The organism is Pseudoxanthomonas sangjuensis, from assembly GCF_010211755.1.
In the GTDB taxonomy this organism is placed as follows: Bacteria; Pseudomonadota; Gammaproteobacteria; order Xanthomonadales; family Xanthomonadaceae; genus Pseudoxanthomonas_A; species Pseudoxanthomonas_A sangjuensis.
This window is the reverse complement of sequence record NZ_PDWR01000017.1, coordinates 1-26,579: the sequence shown is the minus strand read 5'-3', so window position 1 is coordinate 26,579 and position 26,579 is coordinate 1. Positions and strand designations below refer to the sequence as shown.

The following is a 26,579-nucleotide window of genomic DNA, read 5'->3' as shown; positions in this document are numbered from 1 at the left end:
GCGAACGCGACCGGGCGCCGGCGCTCCCGGCGCGGTTACACTCGATCGCTCCCGATAGCCGTGCCGGATCGATGCGCATCGCCCGACTCCAACCGGTCCTGATCCTCGCGGCGCTGGCCGCGTGGCAATCCCCTGCACCGGCACGGGCGCAGGACACCGCCGTCCATCGCTGCACGCTGATGGACGGCGAGACGGTCTACACCGACAAGCGCTGCGAGGACGTCGGCGGCATGGACCGGTTGCCGGAAACCGGCGACGCTTCGGCCAGCACCCGTCCCTACCTGCGCGGCGGCTGCTCGCGCACGCTCAGCGGCCTGGTCTACGAAATCACCGCCGCCATCGACGCGCACGATGTCAACCGCCTGGCTGGCGTCTACCAGTGGGCCGGAACCTCCAACGACGTGGCCAACCGCATCCTCGACCGCCTGGAAGACGTGGTGCAACGGCCGCTGGTCGACATCGTGCCGATCCGCCCCGCGCCGCCGCCGATCGTCGACGACGCCGGCAACGTGGTCGACGACAACGCCGACGGCTATTACCCGCAGACCGCGTCGGCGCAGCCACGCCCGACCGGCCTGCGCCTGGAACAGACGCTGCGCAACGCCAGCACGCCGTCGCGGACCGTGTTCGGGCTGCGCCGCGAATACGGTTGTTTCTGGATCACCCTGTAGGTCCGCAGGCTCGTCCGGTTCCGCGGTCGCGCCGGGTGCGCCCCTACGCGTGCGAGAACTTCAGCGTGGCGACCACGCCGCGGTCCGCGCCGGGACGCACGCCGACCTGCCAGCCATACAGTTCGCACAACCGGCTGACGATCGACAGGCCGATGCCGCCGCCCTGCGAACCGCCGGCATGGGTGCCGCGATAGCCGCGCTCGAACAGCCGTGCCGCATCCTCCTCGCTCAGGCCGGGGCCGGTGTCGACCACCTCGACCGCGCCGGGCAGCAAGCGCACCAGCACCCCGCCTTCCTGCGTGTACTTGACCGCGTTGCCGATCAGGTTGCCCAGCGCCACCGACAGCACCGCCTCGGGCGCGTCCACGGTCAGGCCGCTTTCGCCTTCCATGCGCAGCTCCAGCGGCTTGCCGCCGAGCTGCGCGCGATGCGATTCGAGCAGTTGTTCGACCACCTTGGCCACCAGCGTGTTGCCGTGCCCGCGCTCGTTGCGCGACAGCAGCAGCAGCGAGCCGATCAGGTCGGTGCATTGCTGCTCGGCGCGCTGGATGCGCAGCACGCGTTGCCGCAGCTTTTCGTCCAGATCGGGCCTGCTCAGTAGCAACTCGGTCGCGCCGCGGATCACCGCCAGCGGCGTGCGCAGTTCGTGGCTGACGTCGGCGTTGAACTCGCGGTCGCGCTGCACGACGTGGGTCAGCCGTGCGGAATAGCCGTCCAGCGCCTTGGCCAGCTCGCCGACCTCGTCTTCCGGGAAATGCGTGGCCAGCGGCCGGGGATTCTCGCTGCCGCGGTAGGCGCGCAGGCGCGCGGCCAGCTCCGAAACCGGGCTCATCACCCGCGCTGCCGACCACCAGCCGATCAGCAGCGACAGTGCGCCGAACAGCACCACGGCGACGTACAGCCAGCGCTTGAGCTGAACCTCGCCCTTGCGCGTCTGGGTCATGTCGTAGGCGAGGAAAAACCACTCCGACGGCTCTTTGCGCACCGCAAGCTTGTAAGCGAACTCGTTGCCGTACTGATCCGTACCGAAGACGTTGTGGTTGCCGTCCGGCAGCGAGACCCACTCGGGGAATTCGTTGCGCAGGCGCTCACTGTCCGGCGAGAACACGTACGCCCTCATCTGCTGCACTTCGATTTCCGGATTCGCGGTCCGATCCAAGTAAAACTGGCGCCTGTACTCGTCGATGTTGCGATTCATGACGTCTTCGACCAGCTGCGTTTCCACGCGCTGGCGCGCCACGTCGGTCAGGTAGGCGAACAGCGCGGTCAGCCCGGTGCCGAGCAGGAAGAACGACAGGATGATGCGGGTGCGCAGCCGGCGCCGGAACGCGCGGCGCCGGGCCGGTCTCGCGGGGCTTTTCGCCGGGTCGCCGTTGGCGGGATCAGTTGCTGCCATCGGGCGCGGCGATGCGGTAGCCGATGCCGTGGCGGGTCTGGATCAGCGGTACGTCGAAAGGCTTGTCCACCACCGCGCGCAGGCCGTGGATGTGCACGCGCAACGAATCGGAGTCGGGCAGTTCCTCGCCCCAGACGCGGGTTTCCAGTTCCTGCCGGGTCACCACCGCCGGCGACGCCTCCATCAATGCCTGCAGGATCTTCAGCGCGGTCGGGTTGAGCTGCAGCAACTTGCCCTGGCGGCGCACTTCCAGCGTGTCCAGGTTGTATTCGAGGTCGCCGACCTCCAGCAGCCGGGTCTGCACGCCCTTGCCGCGGCGCGACAGCGCATTGAGGCGCACCTCGACTTCCTGCAGCGCGAACGGCTTCACCAGGTAGTCGTCGGCGCCGGAATCGAAGCCGGCCAGCTTGTTGTCCAGCGAGTCGCGCGCGGTCAGCATCAATACCGGGGTCTGCTTGCGCGCTTCGTTGCGCAGCTTGCGGCAGACCTCCAGGCCGTCCATGCCCGGCAGGTTCAAGTCGAGCACGATCGCGTCGAACTCGTGCACCACCGCCAGGTGCAGGCCGGTGACGCCGTCGGCGGCGAAGTCGACGGTGTGGCCGCGTTCCTCGAGGTAGTCGCCCAGGTTGGCGGCGATGTCGCTGTTGTCTTCGATGACCAGAATGCGCATGTGGGGTTTCCTTTCGCGTGAGCCTTATCGACAGCGCGGCGGCCGGCCGGTTCCCGGTTCGGCCAACGAAATTAACAAATTGAACTTAACAAATCCCGCGTCGGCCGCGTGCATGCGCCGGCCGTCTTGCCGGCAGGCATAAAAATGCCCGGGCCGGCGTTCCCGGCCCGGGCCAAAGTACAACCCCGATTACCGTAATCCTGTCGTTTCCCAAGTGATCGCACACGAGGAGCGTGCAGAGTTGCGGCAGGGGCAAGCCTACCCGGCCGGCGATTAAACCCGGGTTAAAAATTCCGTTAAGCTTGGGGCAAAAGCCTGCCAGCCGGCCCGGACACGGGCGATTCAGCCGATTTTAGCTACACATTCGGCGACGTAGTCCATTATATCGACGCAGATGTCGTGGCCGCAGGCGGCTTCGATGCCTTCCAGGCCGGGGGTCGAATTGACCTCGAGCACCAGCGGTCCGCGCAGCGAGCGGATCAGGTCGACGCCGGCCACGCCCAGTCCCAGCACCTGCGCGGCGCGCACCGCGACCGCCTTTTCCTCGTCGCTCGCCACCACCGCCTCGGCGCTGCCACCACGGTGCAGGTTGGAACGGAAATCGCCTTCCGGCGCCTGCCGGCGCATGCTCGCGACCACGCGGTCGCCAACCACGAAACAGCGCAGGTCGGCGCCCTCGGCTTCGGCGATGAACTCCTGCACCACGAAGTTGGCGTACAGCCCGCGCAGCGCTTCGACCGCGGCGCGCGAAGCCGACGGCTTCTCGGTCAGCATCACTCCGGCGCCCTGCGTGCCTTCGTTGAGCTTGATCACGTGCGGCGGCGGGCCGAGCATCGACAGCAGGTCGGCGGTGTCGTCCGGGTTGTCGCCGAACACCGTCGCCGGCAGGCCGATGCCCTGCTTGGCCAGCAGCTGGTGCGCGCGCAGCTTGTCGCGCGCGCGCAGGATCGCGTCGGACGGGTTCGGCGTGTAGCTGCCCATCAGCTCGAACTGGCGCAGCACCGCGGTGCCGTAACGCGTCACCGAGGCGCCGATGCGCGGAATCACCGCGTCGTAGTCGGCGATCGCCCGGCCCTTGTAGTGCAGGGCGAAGCCGTCGCTGGCAATGCGCATGTAGCAGCGCAGCGGATCGAGCACGCGCACGCTGTGGCCGCGCGCGCGCGCGGCCTCGACCAGCCGGCGGGTCGAATACAGCTTGCTGTTGCGCGAAAGGATGGCGAGTTTCATGCGGGCGTCCCTGGCCGGTTCCGCCAAGCATGACATGCCGCGGCGGCGCCGCGACGGCAGACGCGGAGGCCCCGGGATGAACCGGGGCCTCGACGGGAATGCGTGGAGCGGGCGATGGGAATCGAACCCACGTCAGTAGCTTGGGAAGCTACAGCTCTACCATTGAGCTACGCCCGCGCGGGGTGGCAGTGTAATCGCCGGCCGAACGCCGGCGCAACGCGGGCCGTGCCCGCGCCGGCCGGCGCCCCGCGGCTCAGAAGCTGCCGCCCACGGTCAGGAACACGGTGGCGTTGTCGCCGCCGTCGCGTTCGAAGGTGCTGCTGGCGCCGATATCGGCCTGCAGGCCGAACAGCTGCGTGCGCACGCCGAAGCGCAGGGTGCCGTAGTCGTCGTCGACCGCCAGCCCCGGCACGGCGTATTCGCCGGCCTGCGGGATGCTCTGCAACTGCGCATGGGCCTGTTCCGGCGCGTCCTCGAACTCGTGGTCCCAGGTCAGCCGCGCGTACGGGCGGGCGTGCTCGTTGATCGCGAAACTGGCCTGCCAGCCGGCGCTGCCGACCAGCGAATCCAGTTCCTGCTTCGGATAACTCAGCGCGGTCGAACCGCCGCCGCTTTCCGCGTAGCCGTCCACTTCGATCGACTGCGACACCACGCCGGCCACCGGGCCGTGGCGGAACGCGCCGTCGCCGAACTCGTAGCCGGCGGCGATCGCCGCGGTCAGGTTGTCGCCGTCCGGCGAACCGCTGTGCCGGCGCTTGACCGGCCCCAGCTGCACGTCGCGATCGACGTCGAAGGACAGCTGCGTGTAGCTGACCTGGCCGTTGACCCAGAGGTTGTCGCCGTACCAGCCGATGAAGCCGCCCAGCGTCGCGTCCGCCTGGTCGAAGCCGCCGGTGCTCGGGCCGAAATCGAGCTTGCCGCGGCCGTAGCCGACGAAGCCGCCGAACACCATGCTGCCGCGCGCCCAATCCACGCCGAAGCTGCCGGCCGGGGCCAGGCCGTCGTAGAGGTCGCCGTTCTCGTAGCGCTGGTTGTCGCCGCGCAGGTCGCCCCACCAGCGCATGCCGTCGGACGCGGGCTTGCCGTCCACGTGCAGCGCGACCATGTCGGCGCGGGCGCGGCCGGTGTTGGCGGCGGACAGCGGCAGGATCGCGATCTGGCGCGGACCTTCCAGCACCGATTCGGCGTACTGCGCCAGGATCTCGTGCGTGCGCGTGGTCGGGTGCACGCCATCGGCGAACAGGTAGCTCGACGGCGCGTTCGGATCGACGTAGTTCGCCGGGCTGCAGGTCAGCGACGACGTCGCGCCGCAGGCGGTACCGGTGACGTTGGAGTAGCCGTAGGCGGCCGGGTTGGCGATGACTTCGCCGAGGAAGCCGAAGGTGTCCAGCGGGATCACCTGCAACCCGGCCGACTGCAGGCCGGCATACAGCGCGTTGTTGTAGGCCATCGCCAGCTGCGTGCCGCCGGCGGAACCGGCGGCGCCCTGCGCCAGGAACGACGGGGTCTTGCCGAGGTCGGGGATGTTCGGCACCAGCACGTATCGCGCGCCGGCCTGCTGCAGCTGGCCGATCAGGCCGATCTGCGTGGTCACCGCGGTGACGATGGTGGTCTGCGGCTCGCCCGCCGCCACCGCGAACAGGTCGTTGGCGCCGCCCCACACCGTGTACAGCGCGTTCGGGTCGGCGCGACCGCCATTCGCAGTCAGATACGCGCCGACCTGGGTGGCCAGCGACGGGATCGGGCCGAACGGACTGGTGCCCTCGGTCGCCACGCGCGCGCCGCCGACCGCGTAGTTCTCGCCGCCCTGGTTGAGCGCGACCGCGTCGCCGGGATGGCCATAGAAGTCGGCCAGGAACTCGGACCAGACCAGGCCCGGGTTGGTAGTGAAGCGGCCCAGCGCCACCGCCTGCGACCCGCCCACCTGTACCAGCCCCGGCCGGAACGCGCCGGAATCGGTCAGGCTGTCGCCGAAGAACACGGTGCCGCTGTACTCGCTCTGCGCGAAGGCGGGTGCCGCCGCCGCCAGCGCCAGGGCCAGCACGGAACGGACGGGAATTCTGGACAAGGACATGTTGGTTTACCCCAGGTGATGGATGCTTCGGGAAAGGCGGTCGGTCGTGCGCCGTACGGCGGCGCATGGCATGTAATGGTTTCATTAAGCGGTGCGCCTGACACGCTGCGCCGCGTCATAAGGGCGCGGGATCGACGACAATAGACACATGGACATCCGACTCAATGGCGAAACCCGGCAGCTGGCCGACGGCGGCACCGTCGCCGACCTGCTGCGCAACGAACACCTGGCCGAGCGCCGCGTCGCGGTCGAGGTCAACGGCGAGATCGTGCCGCGCTCGACGCATGCGACGCACGCCCTGCGCGACGGCGACCGGGTCGAGATCGTGCACGCCCTGGGCGGCGGCTAGCCTGGCCGGCAGGAGCGCGCCAGGGCGCTGCTGCGGAAACCCGCCGTCGAATGTCCCATGGGTTTTCGGCGATAATCCCGGCATGAACGACGCACTTCCCCACGACCCGCTCGTCATCGCGGGCAAGCCCTACCGTTCCCGCCTGATCACCGGCACCGGCAAGTTCAAGGACTTCGACGAAACCCGCCGCGCCACCGACGCCGCCGGCGCGGAGATCGTCACCGCGGCGATCCGCCGCATCAACCTGGGCCAGTCGCCGAACGAACCGAGCCTGCTCGACGCGCTGCCGCCGGAAAAATTCACCCTGCTGCCCAACACCGCCGGCTGCTACACCGCCGAAGACGCGGTGCGCACCTGCCGCCTCGCCCGCGAGCTGCTCGACGGCCACAAGCTGGTGAAGCTGGAAGTGCTGGGCGACCAGAAGACGCTGTACCCGGACGTGGTGCAGACGCTGAAGGCCGCCGAACTGCTGGTCGCCGACGGCTTCGACGTGATGGTCTACACCAGCGACGACCCGATCCTGGCCAAGCGCCTGGAGGAAATCGGCTGCGTCGCGGTGATGCCGCTGGCCGCGCCGATCGGCTCGGGCCTGGGCATCCAGAACAAGTGGAGCCTGCTGGAAATCATCGACAACGCCAAGGTCCCGGTGATCGTCGACGCCGGCGTCGGCACCGCGTCGGACGCCGCCATCGCGATGGAACTGGGCTGCGACGGCGTGCTGATGAACACCGCGATCGCCGGCGCCAAGGACCCGGTGCTGATGGCCAGCGCGATGAGGAAGGCCGTGCAGGCCGGCCGCGAGGCCTTCCTCGCCGGGCGCATCCCGCGCAAGCGCAACGCGAGCGCGTCGAGCCCGATCGAGGGGCTGATTGGATGACACGCCGGTAGGACGGGTCGCGACCCGCCATCGCCATCCCGACACCACGCGCAAAAGCTGGCGGGTCAAGACCCGCCCTACCCGAGACGATGACCGACCCTTTCTCCAGTCCCGGCGCAAAGATTCCTCCGAAGCCCTTCACCAAGACCGAAGGCCGCCGCGAGATCCGCAGCTTCGTGCTGCGCCAGGGCCGCTTCACCGAGGCGCAACAGCGCGCGTTCGACGAACAGTGGCCGCGCTTCGGCATCGACTACCAGGGCGGTATCCGCGACTACGCGCAACTCTTCGGCCGCGAAGCGCCGCTGGTGCTGGAAATCGGTACCGGCAACGGCGAGGCGCTGCGCTTCGCAGCGAAGCAGGACCCCTCGCGCAACTACCTCGGCATCGAGGTGCACGCGCCCGGCGTCGGCCGCCTGCTCAACGCGCTGGCCGAGGACGGCAGCGGCCACGTCCGCGTCTATCACCACGATGCGGTCGAGGTGCTGAAGCACGAAGTCGCCGACGGCGCACTCGACGAGGTGCGCATCTACTTCCCCGACCCTTGGCACAAGAAGCGCCACAACAAGCGCCGCCTGGTCCAGCCCGAGTTCGCCGCGCTGCTGGCGAGGAAGATCCGCACCGGCGGCCGCCTGCACCTGGCGACCGACTGGGAGCCCTACGCCGAACACATGTGGGACGTGCTCGACGCGGCGCCGGGCTTCGCCAACCGCGCCGGCGCTCGCGGCCACGTGCCGCGGCCGGAATGGCGGCCACAGACCCACTTCGAGACGCGCGGGCAGAAGCTGGGCCATGGCGTCTGGGACCTGCTGTACGACCGCGTCGGGCCCTGAGCGCGATGCCGGTCGCCGGGCTGGACCATTTCAACCTCCGCGCCCCGCGGGCGCTGCTCGACGAATTGCGCCGCTTCTATGTCGAAGCGATCGGGCTGGAGGAAGGCTGGCGCCCGCCGTTCCGCAGCCGCGGCCACTGGCTGTACGCGCAGGGCCGCGACATCCTGCACCTGACCGAAGCCGGGCCGGGCGAAGCGCGCGCCACGCACGCGGCGACCGTCTTCGACCACATCGCCTTCGCCTGCACCGATGCGGACGATGCCGAGGCGCGGCTGCGGCGGCACGGCGTCGATTACCGCATCGCCGAGGTGCCCTCGACGTCGCAAAAACAGATCTTCCTGCGCGACCCGGCCGGCAACGGCATTGAGTTGAACTTCGCCTTGGGCGCACAATCCACCGAACCAGACGGAGCATCCGGCGCGTAATGGACACCGCCCTGACGTTGACCACCGACATGAAGCTCGTCCTCGGGCTGGTGGTCTTCACCATGGCGATGTTCGTGTTCCCGCGCATCCGCAGCGACCTGGTCGCGCTGGTGGTGCTGGTGGTGCTGGGCCTGAGCGGCCTGATCGCGCCGGAAGAGATCTTCGGCGGCTTCTCCGGCAACGCGGTGATGAGCATCATCGCCACGATGATCCTCGGCGCCGGCCTCGACCGCACCGGCGCGCTGAACCGCCTGGCCAGCTGGCTGCTACGCCGCGGCCACGGCATCGAGCGGCGCCTGCTGACGATGACCACCGCGATCGCCGCACTCAATTCGTCGTTCATGCAGAACCCGTCGGTGATGGCGCTGTTCATGCCGGTGGCCGCACGCCTGTCCTCGCGGACCTCGCTGTCGCTGCAGCGCCTGCTGCTGCCGCTCGCCGCCACCATCGTGATGGGCGGCGCGCTGACCATGGTCGGCAACTCGCCGCTGATCCTGCTCAACGACCTGCTGCAGTCGGCCAACAACAACCTGCCTTCGGGCATGGCCACGCTGGAGCCGCTGCGCATGTTCGCGCCGCTGCCGGTCGGCGTGGCCCTGGTCGCGGCGTCGCTGCTGTACTTCCGCTTCCACGGCGACCGGAAGCTGCGCGACGGCGACGGCACCAGCGTCGCCCCGACCCGCGTCGAGAACTACTTCGCCGACACCTACGGCATCCACGGCGACGTGTTCGAACTGGTGGTCGGCGCGGAAAGCCCGCTGGTCGGCATGAGCGTCGGCGACGCCGAACTGCTGCACGGCGCGCCGCTGGTCCTGGCCCTGCAGAGCGGCGACGACACCCGGCTGTCGCCGCCGGTGGACATGCGCATCTGGGTCGACAGCGTGATCGGCGTGATGGGGCCGAAGCAGGAAGTCGCCGATTTCGCGCAGAACAACTTCCTGCGCATGTCGTCGCGGCTGCGCCACCTCGGCGACCTGTTCAACCCCAGCCGCTCGGGCATCTCGGAGGCGGTGATCCCGCCGAACTCCAGGTACATCGGCAAGAGCGCGGCCGACCTGCGCCTGCGCAAGCAACTGGGCATCAGCCTGCTGGCGATCAACCGCGACAAGCACGTGCTGCGCGACAACGTGCGCCAGGTCAAGCTGCGCGCCGGCGACATGCTGGTGTTCCACAGTATCTGGACCGACCTGGCGCAGGCGGCGGAAAGCCACGACTTCGTCGTGGTCACCGACTATCCGAAGGACGAGCAGCGCCCGCACAAGTTCAAGATCGCGATGGCGATCTTCGCGATGACCGTGCTGATCGCGCTGACCTCGAAGCTGCCAGTGGCGCTGACCCTGATGACCGGCGTCGCCGGCATGCTGCTGACCGGCGTGCTGCGCATGGACGAGGCCTACGCGGCGATCAACTGGAAGACGGTGTTCATGATGGCCGGGCTGATCCCGCTGGGCTGGGCGATGGACAGCAGCGGCGCGGCGGCGTGGGTCGCCGGGCACACCGTCGAGCGCCTGCCCGAAGGCATGCCGGCGTGGCTGCTGGAACTGGCGGTGGCGCTGCTGACCACCGCGTTCTCGCTGGTGATCAGCCACGTCGGCGCGACCATCGTGATGGTGCCGATAGCGATCAACCTGGCGCTGGCCGCCGGCGGCAACCCGACCGCGTTCGCGCTGATCGTGGCGCTGTCGGCGTCGAACAACCTGATGACCGCGTCGAACCCGATCATCTCGATGATCATCGGCCCGGCCAACTACACCAGCAGGCAGCTGTGGCGCGTCGGCGGCCCGCTGTCGCTGATCTACACCACCATCGTGGTGCTGGCGATCAACCTGATGTTCTGGTGGCAGGCGCGCGGCGGCTGAAATGGCGCCGTCACCGCAGCTCGAGCTCGAACTGCTGCCCGCGCGCTACGCGGTCGTGCGCCTGCCGCCCGACGCCGCGCTGCCAGCCTGGCTGCAGCCGGAGGGATTCCGCAACGTGGCGTGGACCGCGGACGAACTGTCGATCGTCTGCGATGAGGCGATGCCGCCCGGCGACGCCGGCGCCGAACGCGGCTGGCGCTGCTTCAAGCTGCGCGGTCCGTTCGACTTCGCCCTGACCGGCATCCTGCTTGCCGTGCTCGAACCGCTGGCCGGAGCGGGCATCGGCATCTTCGCCGTCTCGACCTTCGACACCGACTACGTGCTGGTGAAGCAGGCGAAGCTGCAGGTCGCCATCGAAGCGCTGGCCGCGGCCGGGCATCGCCTCCTGTAGCCCCGGGCCGGCGCTGGTGCGATGCCCGGATCGGCGCAAGAATGGCGCGCCGCCCCCTCCCCGACGACCGGGCCGTCCATCCAACGCGAGGAGAAACCCGATGCTGAAGAAGATGCTGACGTACGGCGCCATCGCCGGCCTGGTCGCCGGCGGCGCGCTGTCCCTGGTCGTCGTCGCGCTGGGAGAGGACGCACCGCACGGCGGACTGGGCATGCTGGTCGGCTACCTGATCATGCTGGCCGCGCTGAGCCTGGTGTTCGTGGCGATCAAGCGCCACCGCGACGACGCCCCCGGCGGCACGATCCGCTTCTGGCCGGCGTTCGCGCTGGGCCTGGGCGTCAGCTTCGTCGCGGGGGTGATCTACGCGCTGGCCTGGGAAACCACGCTGGCCGTCACCGGCATGGACTTCGCCGGCTCCTATGCCAACTCGATCATCGAGCAGCAGAAGGCCAGGGGCGTCAGCGGCGAAGCGCTGGCGAAGCTGGTCGCCGAGTTGGAGCGCTTCAAGGCCAGCTACGCCAACCCGGCCTACCGCCTGCCGATGACCTTCATCGAAATCTTCCCGGTCGGCGTGCTGGTGTCGCTGCTGTCGGCCGTCATCCTGCGCAATCCGCGCGCGCTGCCGGCGCGGCGCGGCTGACGACGCGCCTTCCGCGGGGCGGGCCCCGCCCTGCGGCGCGTCAACGGACTGTTTCGCGGATGGACCGGCATCGCGGGTCGATTCCGCTACGCTGGCAGCCATGTCCACACTGCCTTCCCTGTTCGTTTCGCACGGCTCGCCGATGACCGCGCTGGCGCCCGGCCGGGTCGGCGCGCAGCTGGCCGGATTGGCCGCCGCGCTGCCGCGCCCGCGCGCGATTGCGGTCGCCACCGCGCACTGGCTGGCGCGGCAACCGCTGGTCGGCGGCGCGGCGCAGCCGGAGACCGTGCACGATTTCGGCGGTTTCCCCCGCGAGCTGTACGAACTGCAGTACCCGGCGCCGGGCGATGCGGCGCTGGCCGACGAGATCGCGCAGCGGATCGCGCGTGCCGGCCTGCCGGCGACGGTCGACCCGCGGCGCGGCCTCGACCACGGCGTCTGGGTGCCACTGCGCTTCCTGTATCCGCAGGCCGACATCCCGGTGGTGCCGGTGTCGATCCAGCCGATGCTGGGCCCGCGCCACCAGTTCGAACTGGGCCGTGCGCTGGCGCCGCTGCGCGACGAGGGCGTGCTGTTGCTCGGTTCCGGCAGCATCACCCACAACCTGCACGATTTCCGTGCCGGCTACGGCGACGGCAACGAAGCGCCGTACGTGAAGCCCTTCATCGAGTGGATCGGGCAACGGCTGGCGGCGGACGACGTCGACGCGCTGCTCGACTACCGCCGGCAGGCGCCGTTCGCCGAGCGCGCGCATCCGACCGACGAACACCTGCTGCCGCTGTTCTTCGCGATGGGCGCGGCGGGAAGCGACGCGCTGGGCGCCCGGCGCATCGACGCCGGCATCGACCTGGGCTTCCTGGCGATGGATATCTACCGCTTCGACGGCGCGGCGGCCTGAGCCTCAGGCCAGGCGTACTTCGCCATCGACGACGACGACTTCGACCGCGCGCAACGCGTCGCCGCGGCACGGCCCGGCCACGCAGTCGCCGTTGGCCAGTTCGAACGAAGCGCCGTGCGCGGCGCAGACCAGCAGCCCTTCCTTGCTGCGCAGGAACTTGCCCGGCGCCCAGTCGAGGCGGCGGCCGGCGTGCGGGCAAACGTTGAGCCAGGCGCGGACGCGGTCGCCCTCGCGGTACAGGACCAGCGATTCGGCATCGCCGTCGATCATGGCCTCGACCTCGGCCAGTTCGCCGTCCTTCAATGCGTCGAATGCGATCAGCGGCATGGTTTCTTAACGAAGTTCTCACACTGTCATCGTCCGGTCATCCGATACTTTCAGTCACCGGTCCGGCCCGACCGCATTCTGTCACACGCCACCCGCATGTTCCGAACCTTCCGCTTCGACGGTTTCCGTCTGCGCTCGGTCTTCGCCCCGCGCAAACCCCGCCATCCGCTGCTGCGCCTGCTCCTTGGCCTGGTCGGCGTGGGCCTGCTGTGCCTGCTGCTGGTGTTCGGCCTGTTCGTCGGCGTGGCCATGCTGGCCGGCGGACTGCTGTTCAGGGCGCTGCGCCAGCGCCGCAAGCCGGCCGAACCCATCGCCGGCGATGGCGGCCGCGTGGTCGAAGGCGAATACCGCGTGGTGCGCAAGCCGGCGCTGCCGCTGGCGCGTTGACGCCGGCGTGCCGGCGTGGAATCGTCGCGCTTTTCGCAAGCGCGACGCCATGGCCGACCCTGCTTCCAACGACGTGATCCCCGCCCCTGCGCAACCGCGCGTTCCCGTGCGCGGCGGCGGCTTCTTCCCCGTGCACCGCATCTACTGCGTGGGCCGCAATTTCGCCGACCATGCGCGCGAAATGGGCGCGACGCCCGCCAGCGAGCAGCCCGATCGCGGCATACCGATGTTCTTCGCGAAACCGGCCGACGCCATCGTCACCGGCAACGCCGACGTGCCGTATCCGCCCGGCACCAACCAGCTGCACCACGAAGTCGAACCGGTGGTCGCACTCGGCGCCGACGCGCCGCCCGGCGTACTGCCGGTCGAAGCGGCGATGGAACTGGTGTTCGCCTGGGGCGTCGGCCTGGACCTGACCCGCCGCGACCTGCAGGCCGCGGCCAAGGCCAAGGGCCATCCGTGGGACATCGCCAAGGGCTTCGACCATTCCGCGCCGGTCAGCGAACTGGTCCCGGCGGCGGCGGTCGCCGATCCGTATTCGCTGCAGCTGGACCTGTCGGTCAACGGCGAACCGCGCCAGCACGGCGCGCTGCGCGACCTGATCTGGAACGTGGCCGAGATCCTGCACGAGCTGTCGAAGCTGTACGCGCTGAAGGCCGGCGACCTGGTGTTCATGGGCACGCCGGCGGGCGTCGGCCCGCTGCGGCCGGGCGACCGCTTCGCCGCTGCGCTGGGCGGCGTGGCCACGCTTCAGGGACGCGTGACCGGCGCCGCGGTATAGTCCCGCGCGGGAGAACCAGTTCCCGGAATTCAGCCAACAAGGAGCGTAGCAATGAGCGTAGTCAGCGAGTTCAAGGAATTCATCGCCAGGGGGAACGTCATCGATCTGGCCGTCGGCGTCGTCATCGGTGGCGCATTCGGCAAGATCGTCACGTCCCTGGTGGAAAAAATCATCATGCCGGTGGTGGGCCTGCTCACGGGCGGCGTGGATTTCTCCAAATGGTCGATCACGCTCAAGGAAGCGGTGGTCGATGCCGCCGGCGAGGAAACCGCACCGGCGCTGGTGCTGGGCTTTGGCGATTTCGTCAATACCATCATCCAGTTCCTCATCATCGCCTTCGTCATTTTCCTGGTGATCAAGGCGGTCAATCGGATCAGGAAACCGGCCGAGGAAGCGCCCGCCGGCCCGTCCGAAGACGTGCTGCTGCTGCGCGAGATCCGCGATTCGCTGAAGAAGTAAGCCAACTTCCGTCACGGTGCACCGGAGCCGCGGGCTGCTAAGCTCGCGGCTTCTTCATTTTTCGGAGCCCCCGCATGCGCCGCCTGCCGCTGCTGCTCGCCCTGACCTGCGCCATCGCTTCCGCCGCCGCGGCCGAACGCGAAACCCGCATCGCCGACGCCGCGCTGGCGACGGCGGCGAAACTGCGCGAGGCCGCGCTGGCCGACGACACCGGCTGGAAGGTCACCGAATCGCTGACCACCGAGGTCGGCCCGCGCATGGGCGGCAGCGAGGGCGATGCGCGCGCGGTGGCGTGGGCGCAGGCGAAGTTCAGGGAACTCGGCTTCGACAAGGTGTGGACCGAGCCGGTGACCTTCCCGAAATGGGTACGCCGCAGCGAACGCGCCGAAGTGCTCGGCGCGCATTCGCAGCCGCTGTACGTGACCGCGCTCGGCGGCAGCCCCGGCGGCACGGTCGAAGGCGAAGTGGTGCGCTTCGAGGGCCTGGAGGCGCTGCAGGCCGCGCCGGAGGGTTCGCTGAAGGGCAAGATCGCCTTCGTCGACTTCACGATGGAACGCAAGCGCGACGGCGCCGACTACCGCATCGGCGGCGGCATCCGCGGCCGCGGCCCGTCCGAGGCGATCCGCAAGGGCGCGATCGGCTACGTGATGCGCTCGGCCGGCACCGATTCGCATCGGGTGCCGCATACCGGCATGACCCGCTTCGCCGACGGCCTGACGCCGATCCCCTCGGCCGCGCTGTCGGTGCCCGACGCCGAACAACTGTCGCGGCTGGTCGCGCTGGGCCCGACCCGCATCCGCCTGTCGCTCGATTGCGGCATCGACGGCGAATACACCTCGTACAACGTGATCGGCGAGATCACCGGGCGCAAGAAGCCGGATGAGGTCGTGCTGATCGGCGGCCACCTCGATTCCTGGGACCTCGGCACCGGCGCGATCGACGACGCCGCCGGCATCGGCATCAGCATGGCCGCCGCCAAACTGGTCAAGCCGCTGAAGCCGGCGCGCACGATCCGCGTGGTCGCCTTCGCCAACGAGGAACAGGGCCTGCACGGCGGCTTCGCCTACGCGAAAAAGCACGCCGCCGAGATCGAACGGCACGTCATCGCCGCCGAGAGCGATTTCGGCGCAGGACGCATCTACGCCTTCGACAGCAGCGCGCCGGACTACGCGCAGAACGCGATCCGCCGGATCGCCGGCGTGCTGGCGCCGCTCGGCATCGAGCTGCAGCCGGGCGAAGGCGGGCCGGAATCGGACATCGGCCCGTTCGCGGCGCAGGGCATGGCCTGGGCCTCGCTGAACCACGACGGCACGCAGTACTTCGACCTGCACCACACCGCCGACGACACGCTGGACAAGATCGATCCGAAGGACCTGGCGCAGAACGTCGCCGCCTATGCGGTGTTCACCTACCTGGCCGCGGAAGCGCAGGGCGATTTCGGCAGCGCGCCGAAGGCCGAGGCGCCGCCCGCCCGCTGAGCGGTCAGCGGATCGCGCGCAACACCCACTGCCCTTCCGGCAAGCCGGCGTCCGCGTCCCAGACGCGGCACGCCGCCGCGTCGGAAAATCCCGCCTCGCGCATCGCATCGAGCAGGTCCCAGCCGAAGTGGTGGAAACACAGCGCGCCGCCGTGGACCGGATCGCCGTGGTATTCGGGCTCGCCGAGGAATTCCAGGCCGCCCTTCCCGTCGGGCCACGCCACGCGCGTGCTTTGTTGCGCATCGTGGTACCAGGGCACGGTCAGCACCAGCACGCCGCCGGGTTTCAGCACCCGGGCGAATTCGCGCAGCGCCGCGGCATGGTCCGGCACGTGCTCGAGCACGTCCTGGCAGACGATGCCGTCCAGGCCCGCGTCCGCGAAGCTCAGCGCGGTGACGTCTTCGAGGCGGACCAGCTCGCAGGCCCCGCTGCGCCACAACCAGCTCGACATCTGCAGGCGCCGGCGCCAGCCGATGCCGTACTCGCTGCCGCGCAGGCGACCGACCCGGTTGCGCAACTGCACGTAGAAACTGCTGGCGTTCTCGGTGGCGTAGACCCGCGCCCGCGCCGGATCCGCGAGCGCGTCGAACAGCACCATCGCGACCGCGCGCTGCCGCGCGAACACGCCGCAGGCGCTGCAATGCAGGGCCTCGCGGATCGATCCGGCTGCCGGACCCGCGCGGAATACCGTCGTCTTGCCGCAAAGTCCGCAACGCCCTTGCATCCGCCCCTGCGCGCGCATCGCCGCAACCGGCCCGGCTTCGCGCGCGAGCGCGGCCGCGGCATCCGCCGACCAGCCGGCCAGGCCGCGCCAGTGCGGCCACGGGATATCGTTCACCGGCGCCATTGCGCGAGGAACACCGCGGTCGCCGCCGCGACGTTGAGGCTTTCGACCGCACCGGTACCCGGGATCGACAGGCGCAGGTCGCATTGCGCGGCGAGGTTCGCGTCCATGCCATCGCCTTCCGCGCCCATCACGTAGACCAGCCGCTGCGGCAACCGCTGCGCGAACAGGTCGCTGCCGCCGCGCACCACCGTCGCCGCCAGCGCGAAGTCCGCCCCGCGCAGTTGCGCCATCGCCTCGCGCGACGCGGGCAGGCGCACCAGCGGCACGCTTTCCGCGCCACCCTCGGCCACGCGCGCGGCCGCACCGGACAACGCCAGCGTCGAATTCTCCGGCAGCAGGATCGCGGCGACGCCGAAATGCGCGGCCGAACGCAGGATCGCACCGAAGTTGTGCGGGTTGCCGACACCGTCCAGCCAGATCGCCAGCGCCGGCCCATCGGGCAATCCGCGCAGCCACGACGACAGCGGCGCCGGTTCGACGCGCAGCACGTCGGCGACCACGCCTTCGTGGTGCGAGCTGGCGGCGAGCCGGTCGAGGTCGGTTTCTTCGACCACGCGATAGCCGATGCGGTTCTTCACGCACCAGGCCAGCAGTGGCTTCAGGTCGCCGATGCGCGATTCGGCCAGCCAGAGCTTGCGGATCGCCTGCGGCCGCCGCTCGAACACCGCGCGCACGGCGTTGAAGCCGTACAGGCGCAACTCGTTCTTCTGCCCTTCGCCCCTGCCCTTAAGCCCTTCCCCCTTGACGGGGGACGGGTTGGGATGGGGGTGCGCCGAAGTACGCTCGCGCGCACCCCACGGCGATCTTTCCGAAGCCGGTGGTCCCTGATGCTTTTTCAATTCAGCCTCGATCGTCTGGTAAACGCCGTCGGTGTTCGACAACACATCATGGTTACAAAAACGCAGCACGACAAATCCCTGCCCACGGAGCCAGGCATCGCGCCGATGGTCCGCCTCGTCGCCATGTTGTCCGCCATCGACTTCGAGTACCAGTCGCGCCTCAAGACAGATGAAATCGACGATGTAATTCCCAAGCGGTTGCTGGCGGCGGAATTTGAAACCGCGAATTTGGCGTTCGCGCAGGATGTCCCACAGGCGGCGTTCAGCATCCGTCATCTGCGAACGGAGTTCCCGGGAACGTTGCTTGAGCCAGCTGGGCACGCCAAGCATCGTAGCGTGTCGATGGCTGGCTTGGGAAAAAATCCGGAACACCGACTTCGCCAGCTCCGGCGCGCCCCCATCCCAACCCTTCCCCCCCCTCAAGGGGGGAAGGGCTTCCTACTCGTGCCCGCCCACCGGCGGCACTTCGGCATCGAGTTCGGCCAGCTTGTGCGCCACCGCCTCCGGCGACTTCGTGTACGGCGCCAGCAACGAATAGAACGCCGGCACCACGAACAGCGACAGCAGCGTCGAGAAGGCCACGCCGAACACGATCACCACGCCGATGCTGGCGCGGCTGGCGGCGCCGGCGCCGCTGGACAGCATCAGCGGCAGCGCGCCGCAGATCATCGCCACCGAAGTCATCAGGATCGGGCGCAGGCGCACCGTCGCGGCCTCGACGATCGCTTCGGCCACGCTGCGGCCCTCGTCGCGCAACTGGTTGGCGAATTCGACGATCAGGATGCCGTTCTTCGCCGCCAGGCCGACCAGCATGACGATGCCGATCTGGCTGTACAGGTTCAGGCTGACGCCCCAGATGGCCAGGCCGAGCAACGCACCGAGCATCGCCAGCGGCACGGTCAGCATGATCACCAGCGGATGCAGGAAGCTCTCGAACTGCGCGGCCAGCACCAGGAACACCACCAGCAGGGCCATGCCGAAAGTGAAGAACACCGCGCCGCTGGACCTCATGAACTCGCGCGACTCGCCCTTGTAGTCGACCTGCGCTTCCGGCGGCAGCTCCTCGGCGGCGATGCCGCGCAGGTATTCCAGCGCCTCGCCGACGGTGTAGCCGGGCGCCAGGCCGGCGCTGAGGGTGATCGCGCGCATGCGGTTGAAGCGGCTCAGCGTGCCGGCCTCGGCGTTCTCGGTCAGCTTGACCAGGTTCGACAGCGGGATCAGCTGGCCGGTGGTGGCGGAGCGCACGTACAGGCCGGAGATGTCGGTCAGGCTGCGCCGGTTCTCCAGCGGCGCCTGCATGACCACGTAGTACTCCTCGCCGTCCTTCTCGTAGGTGCCGGCGCGCAGCGAGCCAAGCATGGTCTGCAGGGTGCTGCCGATCGCCTGCACCGGCACGCCGAGGTCGGCGGCGCGCGCCCTGTCGATGTCGACGCGGATCTGCGGCAGGGTTTCCTTGTAGTCGGAATCGACGTTGAGCAGGCGCGGGTTCTCCTCCATGCGCAGCAACATCCGGTTGCGCCATTGCGCCAGTGTTTCGTAGGTCGGGCCGCGGATGACGAACTGCACCGGCCGGCCGGAACCGCGCACCAGGCCCTGCCGCGCCTCGGTGGTGATGCGCACGCCGGGGATGTCGGCCAGCCGCTTGCGCACGTCCTCCATCACGTCCTGCGTGCTGACGTCGCGCTCTTCCCAGCGCTTGAGGAACACGGTGGCGCGGCCGCTGTTGAAGGCGGAACCCTGGCCGCCGAAGCCGCCGGGCACGCGGGTGATCACGCGCGAGACCGGCTTGTCGTCGCCGGCATAGGTCAGCAGGCGCTTCTCGATCTCGGCCATCTGCCCGACCATGTAGTCGAAGCCGGCGCCTTCCGGGCCGGTGATCGACACGTTGAAGTCGCCGCGGTCCTCGGCCGGCGCCAGTTCCGACGGCACCAGCTTGAACAGCACGCCGCTGGCGGCGAAGGTGGCGAGCATCACCGCGGCAAGCAGCCAGCCGCGACCGACCACCTTGCCGACCAGGCCGCGATACCAGCGGGTCAGCGCGTCGAGGCGGTCGTTGACCCAGTTGTTGAAGCCCTTGCGGTGCGTATGCGGGCGCAGCAGGATCGAGCACATCGTCGGCGTCAGGGTCAGCGCGACGAAACCGGAAATCGCCACCGCGCCGGCCACCGCGACGGCCAGCTCGCGGAACAGGCGCCCGGTGTTGCCTTCCATGAACGCGATCGGCAGGAACACCGCGATCAGCACCACCGTGGTCGCGATCACCGCGAACGCGACCTGCCGGGTGCCGCGCTGCGCCGCCAGCAGCGACGGCTCGCCGAGGTCGGTGCGGCGCTGGCAGTTCTCCAGCACCACGATCGCGTCGTCGACCACCAGGCCGATCGACAGCACCAGCGACAGCAGGGTCAGCTGGTTGATCGAGAAGCCGCAGGCATACAGCGCCATGAACGCGGCGGTGACGCACACCGGCACGGTCACCGCCGGGATCAGCGCCGCGCGCACGCTGCCCAGGAACACGAACACCACCAGCAGCACCAGCGCGATCGCTTCGGCCAGGGTCTTGTAGACCTCGTGCACCGCGGCCTCGGTGAACACGGTGGTGTCGTAGGGCACGGTCATCTGCATGCCCTTGGGCAAGCTGGGCGACACCCGCTCGACCAGCGCGCGGACATTGCGCGCCACTTCCAGCGAATTGGCGGTGGACGTGGCGACGACGCCGAGTCCGATCTGCGGCACGCCGTTGCCGTGGTAGTAGGCGCGCCTCTCCTCCGAGGCCAGCTCGACCCTGGCCACCTCGCCGAGGGTGATGACGTGGCCGTCGCTGCCCTTGCCCACCACCAGGGTCTGGAAGCTCTCCGGGGTCTGGTAGCCGCGCATCACCCGCAGCGCGAACTCGCGGGTCCGCGATTCGATGCTGCCGCCGGGCAGCTCGATGTTCTCGCGGCGCAGCGCGGTGCCGACGTCGTCGGCGGTCAGGCCGCGCGCGCTCAGCGCGTCCGCGTCCAGCCACACCCGCATCGCGTAGCGCTTGCCGCCGCCGATGAACACCGACGACACGCCGTCGATCGAAGAAAGCTGGTCGACGAGGTTGCGTTCGGCGTAGTCGGTCAGTTCCTCCGCGCTCAGCCGTGGTTCGCTGAGGTTGAGGTACATGATTGGCCTGGAATCGCTGTCCTGCTTGGCCACCCGCGGCGGGTCGACGTCCTCGGGCAGGCGGTTGCTGACCCGGCTGATCGCGTCGCGCACGTCGTTGGCCGCACCCTCGATGTCGCGGGTCAGGGTGAACTCGATGTTGATGTCGGAACGACCGTTGCGGCTGGTCGCGGTAATCAGGTCGACGCCCTCGATGCCGCTGATCGCGTCCTCGAGGACCTGGGTGATGCGGCTCTCGACCACCGCCGCCGACGCGCCGGTGTAGCTGGTGTTGACCGACACCACCGGCGGGTCGACGTCGGGCAACTCGCGCAGCGGCAGGCGGGTGAACGAGACCACGCCGAGCACGATCAGGATCAGCGACATCACCGTCGCGAAGACGGGGCGCTTGATCGAGACGTCGGACAGCAGCATGGCTCAGCGCTCCCCGGCGGGCTTCGCAGCGCCTTCGTCGCCCGCGGCCGGTTTCGCGCCCACGTCCTTGATCTTCGCGCCGTCGCGCAGCTTGACCGTGCCTTCGACGACGATGCGGTCGCCGGCCTTCAGGCCTTCGACGACCTCGACCTGGCCGAAGCGGCGCGCGCCGATCTTCACCGGCGTTTCCCTGACCTGCTCGCCGGCGTCGACCAGGAACACGCTGGCGACCGCGCCGTTCTGCTGCAGGGCGAGCTCGGGAATCGCGAGCGTGTCGCGCGCGGCGCGTTCGACGCCGACGTCGAGCAGCATGCCCGGGCGCAGCTTGCCGTCGGGGTTCGGGATCTCGGCACGCACGGTGACCGCGCGCGACACCGGGTCCACGCGCGAATCGATGCTGGCGATAACGCCGGTGAAGGTTTCGCCGGGCCACGCCTCGCTGCGCGCGTTGACGCGCTGGCCGACGGCGAGCTGCGACAGCGCCGATTCGGGGACGGTGAAGTCGAGCTTGATGACCGAGACGTCGTCGAGCGTGGTGATCGGCGTGCCCGGCGTGACCAGCGAGCCGGCGCTGACCAGGCGCAGGCCCAGTACGCCGGCGAACGGCGCGCGGATCACCCGGTCGGCGACGGTGGCGCGCTGCGTGGCCACGCGCGCGCGCGCGGCTTCCAGCGCGGCGCGTTGCGTTTCCAGGTCGGCGCGCGCGATCAGTTGCTGGTCGGCGAGCCTGCGGCTGCGCTCGTACAGCTGCTCGGCGTTGCGCAGATCGGCCTGGGCCTCGGCGACGCTGGCCGCCTGCTGGCCCTGGACCAGGGTCACCAGCGGCTGGCCCTTCCGCGCGTACTGGCCGCTGTCGAACTCGACCGAGGCGATGGTCTGGCTGACGCTGGCGGTGACCGTGACCGATTCGCGCGCCTTGGCCGTGCCCAGCGCCTCGAGTTCGTCGCTCCAGCGCACCGGCTGCACGCGCATCGTCGTCACCGTCGCCGGCGGTTGGCCGCGACCGGCGTTGGCGTCGCCTTCACCGCAGGCAGACAACGCGGAAGCGAGTGCGACGCAGGCGATCGCTCGCAGGAACAGGGGCTTGAACATGCAGGGATCCGGGGCCGGAATGGGTCGAGTTTACCGAGTTCGAATGAACGCTCGGGTGCGGCCCGCGGATGACATGACCATCGGCATATTCCCTCGCCCGGCCGAATTCATTCCGCGCCGGCATAAGCGCATAACCAGTCGCCGTTTCAACCGGCCGCCGCCGCTGCCTAACATCGCTCGCCCCCCCTCACGAACGTGGCCCCGATGTCCGCGCAGCCAGCATCCCTGCCGCCCTCTCCCTTGCCCGAAGACCGCAAGGCTCCACTGGCACGTGCGCTGGAAGGCCTTGATGCGCCGTCGCTGTGGTGGTTGTCCGGCTACGCTGCAGGTCTGGCCCAGGCCGCCGCGCCTGCGGTCGCGCTGGCGAAGCCGTCCGTGGCCGCCCCGCCCGCCGCATCGCTGCGCGCGACGGTGGTCTACGGCAGCCAGACCGGCAACGCGCGCCGCGCCGCCGAGCAGTTGCTGGGCGATCTGGAAGGGGCCGGCCTGGCCGCGCGCCTGGTCCGCGCCGATGCCTACCCGACCCGCGAACTGACTCAGGAGAAGCTGCTGTTCGTGGTCATCAGCACCCAGGGCGAAGGCGATCCGCCGGACGATTCGATCGGCTTCGTCGAATTCCTCAATGGCAAGCGCGCGCCGAAGCTGGCGGAACTGAAGTTCGCCGTGCTCGGCCTGGGCGATTCCAGCTACGCCGATTTCTGCGGCATCGCCCGCAAGCTGGACGCGCGCCTGGCCGCACTGGGCGCGCAACGCCTGTTCGCGCTGGGCGAAGCCGACCTGGACATCGACACCGCCGCCGCTCCATGGCGCCGGCAGGCGCTCGAGCAGGCGCGCGAACTGCTGAAATCCGCCACGCCGTCGGCCACGGTCACGCCGTTGCGCCCGCACGCCAGCGCCGCGGCGCATTCGCACGACAAGCCCTTCGCCGCCGAAATCCTGCTCAACCAGCGCCTGACCGGCCGCGCGCCGAAAGGCGCCCGTTACGGCGAATACGGCGCCGTCGGCAAGGACGTGCGCCACATCGAACTGTCGCTGGAAGGCAGCGGCCTGCATTACGAACCGGGCGACGCACTCGGCATTCGCCACCGCAACCCGGCCGCGCTGGTCGAGTCGGTGCTGGAAGCCGCGAAGCTGGACGGCAATGCCGACGTCGCCATCGATGGAGAACCCCGCCCGCTGCACGAATGGCTGTCGGACAGGCGCGAACTGCCCCGCCTGTCGCGCCCGTTCCTCGCGGCGCTGGCCGAACGCGGCGGCGACGCCTCGCTGGCCGCGCTGCTGCAGCCGGAACAGCGCGCCGGATTCGCCGGGCTGGTCGACACCCACCAACTGGTCGACGCGCTGCGCCGCTGGCCGGCCGCATGGGACGCGAATGCGCTGGTATCGGCCCTGCGCGCGCCGACCACCCGCCTGTATTCCATCGCCTCCAGCCGCAAGCGCGTCGGCGACGAAGCCCACCTCACCGTCGACGTGCTGCGCTACGACGCGCACGGCCATGCCCACGGCGGCGCGGCCAGCGGCTTCCTGTCGGCGCTGGACGAAGGCGACCGCGCCGAGGTCTTCGTCGAAGCCAACGAGCGCTTCCGCGTGCCGGCCGACGCCAGCCGCGACATCCTGATGGTCGGCCCGGGCACCGGCGTGGCGCCGTTCCGCGGCTTCGTGCAGGAACGCGCGGAAACCGGCGCTTCCGGCCGCAACTGGCTGTTCTTCGGCGCGCAACATTTCGATGCCGACTTCCTGTACCAGGCCGAATGGCAGGACGCGCTCAAGCGCGGCGAACTGCAGCGCCTGGACCTGGCCTTCTCCCGCGACCAGGCCGAAAAGATCTACGTGCAGCAACGCCTGCGCGAACGCGGCCGCGAGGTCTGGGACTGGCTGCAGGGCGGTGCGCACTTCTACGTCTGCGGCGCGATCGCCATGGGCAAGGGCGTGCATGCCGCGCTGATCGACATCGCCGCCGAACACGGCGCGCTAGACCGCGACGCGGCCGGCGAATACCTGACCGGGCTGCAAGCGGAAGGCCGCTACCTGCGGGACGTGTACTGACATGAGCCATCCTTCCGTCGAAGACATCAAGGTCAACAGCCGCGGCCTGCGCGGCACCCTGCTGGAAGGCCTGGCCGACCCGGTGACCGGCTCGCTGTCCTTCGAGGACCAGCGCCTGGTCAAGTTCCACGGCAGCTACCAGCAGGACGACCGCGACCTGCGCGACGAACGCCGCCGGCAGAAGCTGGAGCCCGCGCACCAGTTCATGATCCGCGTGCGCGCACCGGGCGGCGTGTTCACGCCCGCGCAATGGCTGCAGCTGGACGCCATCGCCACCACCTACGCCAACCGTTCGCTGCGCATCACCACGCGCCAGACCTTCCAGTTCCACGGCGTGGTCAAGCGCGAACTGAAGGCGACCATGCAGGCGATCAACGCCGCGCTGCTGGACACCATATCCGCCTGCGGCGACGTCAACCGCAACGTGCTGGCCGCCAGCAACCCGCTGCAATCGCGCCTGCACGCCGAGGCGCACGCATGGGCGCAGCGCCTGTCGGAAGCGTTCCTGCCGAAGACCCGCGCCTACTACGAAATCTGGCTGGACCAGGAAAAGCTGGCCGACAGCGGCGAAGAGGAGGACGCGCTGTACGGCAAGGCCTACCTGCCGCGCAAGTTCAAGATCGCGATCGCGGTTCCGCCGTACAACGACGTGGACGTGTTCGCGAACGACCTCGGTTTCATCGCCGTGGTCGAGAACGGCAGGCTCGCCGGCTTCAACGTCGCCATCGGCGGCGGCATGGGCGCCAGCCACGGCGATGCCAAGACCTATCCGCGCCTGGGCAACGTGATCGGCTTCGTCGAACCCGAGCGCACGATCGAACTGACCGCGGCGATCATCGCCGTGCAGCGCGATTACGGCGACCGCGTGGAGCGCAAGCATGCGCGCTTCAAGTACACCATCGACGAGCACGGGCTGGACTTCATCGTCGCGCAGATTCAAACCCGCGCCGGATTCTCTCTCTCCCCCGCGCGGGCCTTTTCTTTCGACCACAACGGCGACCGCTACGGCTGGGTCGAAGGCGAGGACAGCCGCTGGCACCTGGGCCTGCACCTGTTCTCCGGGCGCATCGCCGACCGCGACGGCGCGCCGCACCTGACCGGCCTGCGCGAGATCGCGAAAATCCACCAGGGCGAATTCCGCGTCACCGCGAACCAGAACCTCATCATCGCCGGCGTGCCCGCCGACCAACGCGGGCGCATCGACGCACTGGCGCGCGAATACGCGCTGGACGACGGCAGCGCGCGCGGCAGCACCCTGCAACGCAACGCGATGGCCTGCGTCGCGCTGCCGACCTGCGCGCTGGCGATGGCCGAGGCCGAGCGCTACCTACCCGATTTCACCGCGAAGCTCAACGCGCTGCTGGAGAAGCACGGCCTGCTCGATTCGCCGATCCTGCTGCGCATCAGCGGCTGCCCCAATGGCTGCTCGCGGCCGTACCTCGGCGAAATCGCCCTGGTCGGCAAGGCGCCGGGCCGCTACAACCTGATGCTCGGCGCCGACCATCGCGGCCAACGCCTCAACACGCTGTACCGCGAGAACATCGCCGAGGCCGACATCCTCGCCGCGCTGGACCCATTGCTGGCCCGCTACGCCGCCGAACGCAACGACGGCGAAGGCTTCGGCGACTTCCTGCACCGCAGCGGCATCGTCGCCCTGCCCGCCTACCCCACCCACAAACGGATCGCCCTGGAACTGCAAGCATGACCGTCGTCGCCCTCCAGCAACCCCAGCCAGACATCGCCGAGCTCAACGCCGCGCTCGAAGCCATGGACGCCGGGCAGCGCGTCGAATGGGCGCTGGCGAACGGCCACGGCGCGCACGCGATGACCACCAGTTTCGGCGCGCAGTCGGCGGTGTCGCTGCACCTGCTGACGCAACGGAAAGCGGACATTCCGGTGATCCTGGTCGACACCGGCTACCTGTTCGAGGAAACCTACCGCTTCGCCGACGAACTGGTCGAACGCCTCAAGCTCAACCTGAAGATCTATCGCCCGCTGCTGAGCCGCGCATGGATGGAGGCGCGCCATGGCCGCCTGTGGGAACAGGGCGTGACCGGCATCGAGCGCTACAACGACCTGCGCAAGGTGGAACCGTTGCGCCGCGCGCTGGAGGAACTGAAGGTCGGCACCTGGTTCACCGGCCTGCGCCGCAGCCAGTCCGAGAGCCGCCGCAACACGCCGATCCTCGAAGTCCGCAACGGCCGCTGGAAGCTCAACCCGATCGCCGACTGGAACGACCGCGACATCTGGAACTACCTGAAGCGGCACGACCTGCCCTATCACCCGCTGTGGCACCAGGGCTACGTGTCGATCGGCGACTTCCACACCACCCGCCCGTGGGAGCCGGGCATGCGCGACGAGGACACCCGCTTCTTCGGCCTCAAGCGCGAGTGCGGCATTCACGAAGGGCTGTAGCGCGGGCACTGCCCGCGCTACAGCCCTTCGTGAATGC

25 protein-coding genes, 1 tRNA gene and 1 pseudogene are annotated in these 26,579 nt (G+C 69.4%); 16 read left to right on the top strand and 11 right to left on the bottom strand.

All coding sequences use genetic code 11. The features are described from left to right. Positions 1 to 71 precede the first annotated feature (71 nt). Positions 72 to 671: a hypothetical protein gene (locus CSC71_RS10145; RefSeq protein ID WP_162374261.1), complete on the top strand. Its 600-nt coding sequence runs from the start codon at positions 72 to 74 to the stop codon at positions 669 to 671. 43 nt (positions 672 to 714) lie between these two features. Here the strand turns inward: CSC71_RS10145 and CSC71_RS10140 are convergent, their stop codons facing one another. The 5 genes from CSC71_RS10140 to CSC71_RS10120 all read right to left on the bottom strand — a co-directional run bounded on the left by CSC71_RS10140 (position 715) and on the right by CSC71_RS10120 (position 6,038). Beyond that, on the bottom strand, positions 715 to 2,067 hold the full coding sequence (locus CSC71_RS10140) for a sensor histidine kinase (RefSeq protein ID WP_162374260.1): 1,353 nt from the start codon (positions 2,065 to 2,067) through the stop codon (positions 715 to 717). After that, the gene (locus tag CSC71_RS10135; protein ID WP_162374259.1) at positions 2,054 to 2,737 is read right to left on the bottom strand and encodes a response regulator transcription factor; all 684 of its coding nucleotides are present in this window, start codon (positions 2,735 to 2,737) and stop codon (positions 2,054 to 2,056) included. The genes CSC71_RS10140 and CSC71_RS10135 overlap by 14 nt, the downstream gene beginning before the upstream one ends. Before the next feature lie 342 nt (positions 2,738 to 3,079). Further along, positions 3,080 to 3,964 carry a 30S ribosomal protein S6--L-glutamate ligase gene (rimK, locus tag CSC71_RS10130; protein WP_162374258.1) on the bottom strand — a complete coding sequence of 295 codons (885 nt, stop codon included), beginning with the start codon at positions 3,962 to 3,964 and terminating at the stop codon, positions 3,080 to 3,082. A gap of 103 nt (positions 3,965 to 4,067) precedes the next feature. Then, positions 4,068 to 4,141, bottom strand: a tRNA-Gly gene (locus CSC71_RS10125). A gap of 76 nt (positions 4,142 to 4,217) precedes the next feature. Then, entirely contained in the window at positions 4,218 to 6,038 is a 1,821-nt protein-coding gene (locus tag CSC71_RS10120; RefSeq protein ID WP_162374257.1) for an autotransporter domain-containing protein, read from the bottom strand. Positions 6,039 to 6,186: 148 nt separating this feature from the next. Between CSC71_RS10120 and thiS the strand changes: the two genes are divergently transcribed. From thiS to CSC71_RS10080, 8 genes are all read left to right on the top strand, one after another. Next, positions 6,187 to 6,387, top strand: coding sequence for a sulfur carrier protein ThiS (thiS, locus tag CSC71_RS10115; protein WP_162374256.1), 201 nt, complete (start codon positions 6,187 to 6,189; stop codon positions 6,385 to 6,387). A gap of 82 nt (positions 6,388 to 6,469) precedes the next feature. Further along, positions 6,470 to 7,264, top strand: a complete 795-nt coding sequence (locus CSC71_RS10110) for a thiazole synthase (protein WP_162374255.1) — start codon at positions 6,470 to 6,472, stop codon at positions 7,262 to 7,264. Between the two features lie 89 nt (positions 7,265 to 7,353). Further along, positions 7,354 to 8,094 (top strand): tRNA (guanosine(46)-N7)-methyltransferase TrmB, encoded by a 741-nt coding sequence (trmB, locus tag CSC71_RS10105; RefSeq protein WP_162374254.1) that lies wholly within the window; start codon positions 7,354 to 7,356, stop codon positions 8,092 to 8,094. Positions 8,095 to 8,099: 5 nt separating this feature from the next. Next, positions 8,100 to 8,519 carry a VOC family protein gene (locus tag CSC71_RS10100; RefSeq protein WP_162374253.1) on the top strand — a complete coding sequence of 140 codons (420 nt, stop codon included), beginning with the start codon at positions 8,100 to 8,102 and terminating at the stop codon, positions 8,517 to 8,519. Then, positions 8,519 to 10,378, top strand: a complete 1,860-nt coding sequence (locus CSC71_RS10095) for an SLC13 family permease (RefSeq protein WP_162374252.1) — start codon at positions 8,519 to 8,521, stop codon at positions 10,376 to 10,378. Before CSC71_RS10100 ends, CSC71_RS10095 begins: the two co-directional genes overlap by 1 nt. 1 nt (position 10,379) lies before the next feature. After that, entirely contained in the window at positions 10,380 to 10,769 is a 390-nt protein-coding gene (locus CSC71_RS10090) for an ACT domain-containing protein (RefSeq protein WP_162374251.1), read from the top strand. Positions 10,770 to 10,869: 100 nt separating this feature from the next. Next, on the top strand, positions 10,870 to 11,409 hold the full coding sequence (locus tag CSC71_RS10085; protein ID WP_162374250.1) for a DUF4199 domain-containing protein: 540 nt from the start codon (positions 10,870 to 10,872) through the stop codon (positions 11,407 to 11,409). Between the two features lie 100 nt (positions 11,410 to 11,509). Next, positions 11,510 to 12,307: a dioxygenase family protein gene (locus tag CSC71_RS10080; RefSeq protein ID WP_162374249.1), complete on the top strand. Its 798-nt coding sequence runs from the start codon at positions 11,510 to 11,512 to the stop codon at positions 12,305 to 12,307. A gap of 3 nt (positions 12,308 to 12,310) precedes the next feature. Here the strand turns inward: CSC71_RS10080 and CSC71_RS10075 are convergent, their stop codons facing one another. After that, positions 12,311 to 12,634, bottom strand: a complete 324-nt coding sequence (locus tag CSC71_RS10075; protein ID WP_162374248.1) for a Rieske (2Fe-2S) protein — start codon at positions 12,632 to 12,634, stop codon at positions 12,311 to 12,313. A 96-nt stretch (positions 12,635 to 12,730) separates the two neighbouring features. Here CSC71_RS10075 and CSC71_RS10070 point away from each other — a divergent pair, with 96 nt between their 5' ends. The 4 genes from CSC71_RS10070 (at position 12,731) to CSC71_RS10055 (ending at position 15,739) form a co-directional block, all read left to right on the top strand. Beyond that, on the top strand, positions 12,731 to 13,021 hold the full coding sequence (locus CSC71_RS10070) for a hypothetical protein (RefSeq protein ID WP_162374247.1): 291 nt from the start codon (positions 12,731 to 12,733) through the stop codon (positions 13,019 to 13,021). Positions 13,022 to 13,070: 49 nt separating this feature from the next. Continuing rightward, a complete protein-coding gene (locus CSC71_RS10065; RefSeq protein WP_162374246.1) occupies positions 13,071 to 13,802 on the top strand; it encodes a fumarylacetoacetate hydrolase family protein in 732 nt (243 codons plus the stop codon). A 51-nt stretch (positions 13,803 to 13,853) separates the two neighbouring features. Continuing rightward, positions 13,854 to 14,261 carry a large-conductance mechanosensitive channel protein MscL gene (gene mscL, locus CSC71_RS10060; protein WP_162374245.1) on the top strand — a complete coding sequence of 136 codons (408 nt, stop codon included), beginning with the start codon at positions 13,854 to 13,856 and terminating at the stop codon, positions 14,259 to 14,261. Positions 14,262 to 14,335: 74 nt separating this feature from the next. Continuing rightward, positions 14,336 to 15,739 carry a M28 family peptidase gene (locus CSC71_RS10055; protein ID WP_162374244.1) on the top strand — a complete coding sequence of 468 codons (1,404 nt, stop codon included), beginning with the start codon at positions 14,336 to 14,338 and terminating at the stop codon, positions 15,737 to 15,739. 4 nt (positions 15,740 to 15,743) lie between these two features. Here the strand turns inward: CSC71_RS10055 and CSC71_RS10050 are convergent, their stop codons facing one another. The 5 genes and pseudogenes from CSC71_RS10050 to CSC71_RS10035 form a co-directional block, all read right to left on the bottom strand. Continuing rightward, the gene (locus CSC71_RS10050; protein WP_162374243.1) at positions 15,744 to 16,577 is read right to left on the bottom strand and encodes a class I SAM-dependent methyltransferase; all 834 of its coding nucleotides are present in this window, start codon (positions 16,575 to 16,577) and stop codon (positions 15,744 to 15,746) included. Further along, positions 16,574 to 17,425: a TrmH family RNA methyltransferase gene (locus CSC71_RS15420; RefSeq protein ID WP_211367969.1), complete on the bottom strand. Its 852-nt coding sequence runs from the start codon at positions 17,423 to 17,425 to the stop codon at positions 16,574 to 16,576. Before CSC71_RS15420 ends, CSC71_RS10050 begins: the two co-directional genes overlap by 4 nt. Positions 17,426 to 17,434: 9 nt before the next feature. Then, positions 17,435 to 17,755: pseudogene (locus CSC71_RS15415) on the bottom strand (endonuclease domain-containing protein); the annotation flags it as partial. 108 nt (positions 17,756 to 17,863) lie between these two features. Next, positions 17,864 to 20,989, bottom strand: a complete 3,126-nt coding sequence (locus CSC71_RS10040; RefSeq protein WP_162374241.1) for an efflux RND transporter permease subunit — start codon at positions 20,987 to 20,989, stop codon at positions 17,864 to 17,866. Positions 20,990 to 20,992: 3 nt separating this feature from the next. Beyond that, positions 20,993 to 22,081, bottom strand: a complete 1,089-nt coding sequence (locus tag CSC71_RS10035; RefSeq protein ID WP_162374240.1) for an efflux RND transporter periplasmic adaptor subunit — start codon at positions 22,079 to 22,081, stop codon at positions 20,993 to 20,995. 204 nt (positions 22,082 to 22,285) lie between these two features. On the opposite strand from CSC71_RS10035, the gene CSC71_RS10030 reads away from it, so the two are divergent. The 3 genes from CSC71_RS10030 to CSC71_RS10020 are packed head-to-tail and all read left to right on the top strand — an operon-like array spanning position 22,286 to position 26,542. Continuing rightward, on the top strand, positions 22,286 to 24,127 hold the full coding sequence (locus tag CSC71_RS10030; protein WP_162374239.1) for an assimilatory sulfite reductase (NADPH) flavoprotein subunit: 1,842 nt from the start codon (positions 22,286 to 22,288) through the stop codon (positions 24,125 to 24,127). A 1-nt stretch (position 24,128) separates the two neighbouring features. Then, positions 24,129 to 25,832: an assimilatory sulfite reductase (NADPH) hemoprotein subunit gene (cysI, locus tag CSC71_RS10025; RefSeq protein ID WP_162374238.1), complete on the top strand. Its 1,704-nt coding sequence runs from the start codon at positions 24,129 to 24,131 to the stop codon at positions 25,830 to 25,832. Beyond that, positions 25,829 to 26,542: a phosphoadenylyl-sulfate reductase gene (locus CSC71_RS10020; protein ID WP_162374237.1), complete on the top strand. Its 714-nt coding sequence runs from the start codon at positions 25,829 to 25,831 to the stop codon at positions 26,540 to 26,542. The genes cysI and CSC71_RS10020 overlap by 4 nt, the downstream gene beginning before the upstream one ends. Positions 26,543 to 26,579 lie beyond the last annotated feature (37 nt).

Excerpts from the sequence above, each read along its gene's own strand:
- CSC71_RS10090 (WP_162374251.1), top strand. The coding sequence starts at position 10,380 with ATGGCGCCGTCACCGCAGCTCGAGCTCGAACTGCTGCCCGCGCGCTAC.
- CSC71_RS10030 (WP_162374239.1), top strand. The coding sequence starts at position 22,286 with ATGTCCGCGCAGCCAGCATCCCTGCCGCCCTCTCCCTTGCCCGAAGAC.
- CSC71_RS10070 (WP_162374247.1), top strand. The coding sequence starts at position 12,731 with ATGTTCCGAACCTTCCGCTTCGACGGTTTCCGTCTGCGCTCGGTCTTC.
- CSC71_RS10110 (WP_162374255.1), top strand. The coding sequence starts at position 6,470 with ATGAACGACGCACTTCCCCACGACCCGCTCGTCATCGCGGGCAAGCCC.
- CSC71_RS10035 (WP_162374240.1), bottom strand. The coding sequence starts at position 22,081 with ATGTTCAAGCCCCTGTTCCTGCGAGCGATCGCCTGCGTCGCACTCGCT.
- CSC71_RS10080 (WP_162374249.1), top strand. The coding sequence starts at position 11,510 with ATGTCCACACTGCCTTCCCTGTTCGTTTCGCACGGCTCGCCGATGACC.
- CSC71_RS10020 (WP_162374237.1), top strand. The coding sequence starts at position 25,829 with ATGACCGTCGTCGCCCTCCAGCAACCCCAGCCAGACATCGCCGAGCTC.
- CSC71_RS10055 (WP_162374244.1), top strand. The coding sequence starts at position 14,336 with ATGCGCCGCCTGCCGCTGCTGCTCGCCCTGACCTGCGCCATCGCTTCC.
- mscL (WP_162374245.1), top strand. The coding sequence starts at position 13,854 with ATGAGCGTAGTCAGCGAGTTCAAGGAATTCATCGCCAGGGGGAACGTC.
- CSC71_RS10065 (WP_162374246.1), top strand. The coding sequence starts at position 13,071 with ATGGCCGACCCTGCTTCCAACGACGTGATCCCCGCCCCTGCGCAACCG.
- CSC71_RS10140 (WP_162374260.1), bottom strand. The coding sequence starts at position 2,067 with ATGGCAGCAACTGATCCCGCCAACGGCGACCCGGCGAAAAGCCCCGCG.
- thiS (WP_162374256.1), top strand. The coding sequence starts at position 6,187 with ATGGACATCCGACTCAATGGCGAAACCCGGCAGCTGGCCGACGGCGGC.
- CSC71_RS10075 (WP_162374248.1), bottom strand. The coding sequence starts at position 12,634 with ATGCCGCTGATCGCATTCGACGCATTGAAGGACGGCGAACTGGCCGAG.
- CSC71_RS10135 (WP_162374259.1), bottom strand. The coding sequence starts at position 2,737 with ATGCGCATTCTGGTCATCGAAGACAACAGCGACATCGCCGCCAACCTG.
- CSC71_RS10095 (WP_162374252.1), top strand. The coding sequence starts at position 8,519 with ATGGACACCGCCCTGACGTTGACCACCGACATGAAGCTCGTCCTCGGG.
- trmB (WP_162374254.1), top strand. The coding sequence starts at position 7,354 with ATGACCGACCCTTTCTCCAGTCCCGGCGCAAAGATTCCTCCGAAGCCC.
- CSC71_RS10040 (WP_162374241.1), bottom strand. The coding sequence starts at position 20,989 with ATGCTGCTGTCCGACGTCTCGATCAAGCGCCCCGTCTTCGCGACGGTG.
- rimK (WP_162374258.1), bottom strand. The coding sequence starts at position 3,964 with ATGAAACTCGCCATCCTTTCGCGCAACAGCAAGCTGTATTCGACCCGC.
- CSC71_RS10145 (WP_162374261.1), top strand. The coding sequence starts at position 72 with ATGCGCATCGCCCGACTCCAACCGGTCCTGATCCTCGCGGCGCTGGCC.
- CSC71_RS10100 (WP_162374253.1), top strand. The coding sequence starts at position 8,100 with ATGCCGGTCGCCGGGCTGGACCATTTCAACCTCCGCGCCCCGCGGGCG.
- cysI (WP_162374238.1), top strand. The coding sequence starts at position 24,129 with ATGAGCCATCCTTCCGTCGAAGACATCAAGGTCAACAGCCGCGGCCTG.
- CSC71_RS10120 (WP_162374257.1), bottom strand. The coding sequence starts at position 6,038 with ATGTCCTTGTCCAGAATTCCCGTCCGTTCCGTGCTGGCCCTGGCGCTG.
- CSC71_RS10085 (WP_162374250.1), top strand. The coding sequence starts at position 10,870 with ATGCTGAAGAAGATGCTGACGTACGGCGCCATCGCCGGCCTGGTCGCC.